Origin of the sequence: Phaeodactylibacter luteus, assembly GCF_007993045.1 — a bacterium.
Taxonomy (GTDB): domain Bacteria; phylum Bacteroidota; class Bacteroidia; order Chitinophagales; family Saprospiraceae; genus Phaeodactylibacter; species Phaeodactylibacter luteus.
In genome coordinates this window covers 1-4,544 of record NZ_VOOR01000103.1, presented here as the reverse complement: position 1 = coordinate 4,544, position 4,544 = coordinate 1, and the positions used below count along the sequence as shown (strand labels likewise).

At 51.2% G+C, this 4,544-nt stretch carries 2 protein-coding genes; one reads left to right on the top strand and one right to left on the bottom strand.

Annotated features, from left to right (window positions below; translation table 11 throughout):
* Positions 1-119 precede the first annotated feature (119 nt).
* Positions 120-3,923, bottom strand: coding sequence for a hypothetical protein (locus FRY97_RS21460; RefSeq protein ID WP_147169671.1), 3,804 nt, complete (start codon positions 3,921-3,923; stop codon positions 120-122).
* Between the two features lie 326 nt (positions 3,924-4,249).
* On the opposite strand from FRY97_RS21460, the gene FRY97_RS23405 reads away from it, so the two are divergent.
* Positions 4,250-4,480, top strand: coding sequence for a T9SS type B sorting domain-containing protein (locus FRY97_RS23405; protein ID WP_394349366.1), 231 nt, complete (start codon positions 4,250-4,252; stop codon positions 4,478-4,480).
* Positions 4,481-4,544: the final 64 nt, after the last annotated feature.

Below are 4,544 nucleotides of genomic sequence, written 5' to 3'. Positions count from 1 at the left end.
GTGTAGAAGAGGGCTACCAAACAGAAGTAAACAAACGATTAAATACCGCATGACTCGTATATTAGAAAAGCCATGCCACCTGAAAACTTCAAGTGGCATGGCTTCTTTTTTTGAAGCAATTACTTAATGACCTTTACGCTTTGGGTGCTGCCGTCCATCAAATGAACCACAGCAATGCACAGCCCTTTCGGGTAAGCGCTTAAATCCACCTCCAGAAAGCGGTCAGTAGCTTGCAGATTGAATTGGGCTACGCGCTGCCCGTCCGCTCTGTACAGGCTTAGCTCCTGAGCAGCATCCTGCCACTGTAGCGTCACGCTGTTTTGTACCGGATTGGGATAGGCGCGCAATTCGCTGACAGTGCTGCTGCCGGAGCTCGGTGCCTGAAAGGGCTGCTCGGGATTGCAGAGTGCTTCATCATCGTAGGCCATGGACTCATAGGCTGCCAGCACTGTACGGGCGTGCAGTACGCCTTTTCCGCCTTCGTCCGGGCACTGCTGAGCAATTTGAAGGAGGGTTTGCCATTGTTCACTGGAAAGCGCAGGGGATGAGGTGGCTGTCATTTCCAGCAGTATCTGGAAGACGGTCCATTCGTTAGCGGTCGCCTGTAACTCTGGAGCTATTACTCCACCGGCGATGAGCAGGCCAGAGGCTTCGGCCGGCACATCGCTGTACCAATCTGCCGCCCACCCAGAGCGCTGCGCTAAAGCCCCTTCCAGCATCTCCCGGAGCTCGGCCCGCTCTGCCTGATAGGCTATTGAATCTACCGGAGAAAGCTCGGTATTCAAAATGCTGTCTAGCTGAGCCAAACTAAGCAGGTACTCTTCCAATTGTACATCGCTCTCAGCAAGCTGGGCTTCGGCCTCACTATCCAGTGCAAACAAACGCTGAGTGCCGCTTTCCATTTCCCCTACCGTTGCAACTTCGGTGTTGGCGGCCTCTTCCCAAAAAGCGGCCATCAGTGGATTGTCATTCAGCAACTCTGGATGGGCTTGCAGTTTTTGGTAAACCGACCGCCTGCCCCTCCAGTCCCGGGTGGGGCCATATTCCCCGGCCTCCAGGTATCCCCCTTCTACAGCGATGCTATCGTAGCGGGAAAGCTTGGGGTTGCGGGTCTCCCCACAAACCTGGTCGGCTTCGCAGTTTTCTGCTTCGAAGCCATCGTCAGAAAGTATCCATAGTAGCGGTGTGTTAGGCGTACTTACATTGGGTAAGGGGTTCATAGTTGTCATGGGAGGATTTGTACTAAAATTAACCAAGTATAATGAATTGGCTACTTCAAAACTCCCTCCCGAATGAAGTGCTTTCTGAATGCTATAACTCCCCAGCCACTCATTCCCAGCGTGGGCTTGCAGGCTTGTCACGGCATCAGACTCACAGCGCAGCCCGGTATCGTGGTCGAAGAAATCATTCTGACGGTAGCGGGTGTCAGGGCAGGCCCCTTTGAAGCGCAGCCCGGTGCGGTGCCCGTCGGTCATATTACAGCAGAGGTAAGTGTAGGCAGTGTTCAGTACTTCAATACCCCGGGTATTGTGGCGCTCAGCCTGCATATTGAAGGTCACGGTATTTTCCCGGATGTTGTTGTTATCTCCGCTTTCGCTGAGATGGATGCCAGCCCCTTTTTGCTTGATCAGCGTGGAACTGCCGGTATGGGCGACCAGGTTGCGCTCCACCTCCACCCTGTCTACAAAAGTCAGGGACACGCCATGCCCGTTATCGTCCGTCATGCCTATAACGTTATCATGGACGTCACCAGAGCTCGAAGGGCTAATGGTGTTGGAAAAAAGCACGCCCGCTGTGAAAGGGTAGCTGTTGTTATCCAGTTGAGTCAGGGTATTACTGCGCACAACGAAGAAAGGGATAGCCCCTGTGCTGTTCAGCCCGGCAACTCCATACTGCTCAAATTCCAGGTTATTACCGAATACCTCCTTCAAAACTGTAGACCCGTTGTGGTTGGCTGCTATCAGCCCATCCTTTGTATCTATGGAAGTATTCAGCGCAAAATTGACCGTCGCAATGCCCGATTGGTTCTCAACATGAGTACAGCGCGTCAGTGCCTCAAAGTGGCTATAGCCAATAAGAATCAGGGCGGAGCTGTTGTCGTTCAGCCCGCAAAAGACACCATGCCCCCTTAGGTTGTGGAAGTTGGTAAAGGCAGAAGGGAACGCAACGGTGGTCGGATTAAAGCTACCGGAAAGGTTTGAGATATTAGCCCCTCTAAGCCTTAAGCCGGTATTGAAGGTGATCAGCCCATTGCGCACCTCCCGGAAAAAGTTACTATTGGGTGTACTCCCTATCCCCACTTCCAGCAGGTTGCAATTGGATGCTACGATACCTGCCAGCCCACTTGTGCCCGGTGCAGGTGCCTGTCCGGGATAGGGCGGCAATAAGCCAGCCGCAGTACCCTCGAAGGTATTGCCTGCAATCGGAAGCGGTTGGTTGACCTGCTCCGGCGAGGCTGCCATGGTATTGGGCTTGTAAATCCCGATGTAATTGTCCTGAAAGAAGTTGTTCGCAATGAGCAAGGTAGAATTATGCAAGGCTTGCACGGCGTATTGGGCACCCGATACCGTACAGGATTTTAAAGATAAAAATCCTCCATCCGCTACGGTGACCCCTCTCCACATCTTTTCGCACCCATGGAGTTCTGATTTGAAAGCTTCAAGACTGTTCCCATTAGGTACGGTAAGTTCCACACCTTCGTCAAAATACAATATGGAGCCTTGCGCAAAAGTATAACTGGTAAAATCCACCACCGCATCCCCTTCAAAGTACAAAAACTGCGGGGTGGTAGCCGCTTGCGCCGGTGGCAGCAGCCCTTCGCTCACTAGTGCAGTGAAGTTGCCCCCGGAAAGGGCATAAAATGGCTGTCCATCCGGCAGGCAGGCTTCCTCGGCAAAGCAGTACTTCTCTAAAGACTGGCTGAGCGTCCCCGTAGAGGTGTAGCCGCAAACGGAACCGTCATAGCTTACTGTATAGTTTAGCCCCAGCGTAATAGGCGCCCCTAAAGGCAGTTCTGTTGTTTCATTATAGGTAAAAGTGAAGGTCTTACACATTCCAGAACTGACACTGGCACTTTGGCTGGGCGGTATCACCGATATGCTGGCAGGGCTGGCAAAAGGGGCGAAATTCAGGATTGCGTCTTCGTCTGAACATATCTCGTAAGTCACCGACAGGGCATCGCCGCTGCACAGGTCGCCGGTTACATTGGTGATGGTAGCGGTGGGCTCAGTGAAGGTGGGCTCTTTTTGGAGTTGGATGTCATCGAATGCAAAAGCCCCACCGCCTTGACCATCATTTGGGAAAGGTGGTATAACAATCAGGCTAATGAGCAGTTGGTCATAATTCCCATTTGCTATTGTACATGGCAGTTCGATCATTTGCCAGCCGGAAACCAAGCTTGACCTTGGGAGATCAACCAAAATTTGGGAGGAATTGGCATTAGGAGGCACTTGAAGACAACCAAATGCCTGATTTGGCAATGGCACGGGCTGGACAGCAGAAGCCAGCTCAATCCTAATGGAGGGATTCATAAAGGACGAACTGCCACTGGAATAAACCTGTAAAGATAATTTCACTTCATCACCTGTAGAAACGGGCGTTATATCGGCAATTACCCCGGAGCTTAAAATATTTGGAGGCAGGTTGTCTGGCAAATTATAGCCGAGTGATAAACATTGCTGCCCTTCGGGTGGATTATTATTGCTCCGGATGGTAGGCCGACCATACCACCGGCTCCAGCCATTCAGACAATTGTTCCCATCAACCAGTTCAAAAAGCCCTGCCTCACAATTAAGATTGACAGGCACACAAGTTTCCACCTCAAACCCTTCTTGCAGCAAAAGCTGTGCAGAAAGAGGCGAAGCGGTGGTCAGGAGCAGCATGGCAAGCCAATTGAGCAAGCGGGGGGGATTTAAAACATTCATCGATATTTGGATTTAATGGTTAAAGAAAGCATAGTTGAGGGCGCTGGATATAAACAATGTCAATATCGGAATCTTTCCCGATGTTCTGGAGAAAGGCGGATTAAGTCAATGTTAAGTTTTGCCCTCGACGACTACAGCTTCAGCGACTTCCGCATCAACTTCAACTGGCAGGGAGACCCCGGCGGCGATTGTGGAATCGCAACCTGAGTTGCCCTGTCCGGCGGCGACTCCGAAGTCGCCGCCGGACTACCTGCCAACCATTTCACAAAGCACTAAATAGTGAGGCGATCAGGCTGTTAATTTAAGGAGGGCTGAAAATAAAAGATGTGCCGTTGCTTTATGTGGTTATAACGCTCAAAGCCTTTACTGTTTTCGACCGATGGGGCAGCCTGGTCTTTAGTCGTGAGGATACCCTAACTAATGCTCCGGATGCAGGCTGGAATGGCAGGGTCCAAAATGAAGCAGCAGCTTTGGGCATCTACGCCTGGCAGGCCACTCTGGAGTACGAAAATGGTCATAGGCATCAGATTAAAGGTGAAATTATGTTAGTGCAGTAAAAAGGATCAAGTCCACACCACCAATAGTTCGGTAATTTTTTAAGCGGCAATCTTGCCGAAATTC

Bases quoted from the DNA above. Each gene is read 5' to 3' on its own strand.
- FRY97_RS21460 (WP_147169671.1), bottom strand. From the start codon at position 3,923: ATGAATGTTTTAAATCCCCCCCGCTTGCTCAATTGGCTTGCCATGCTG.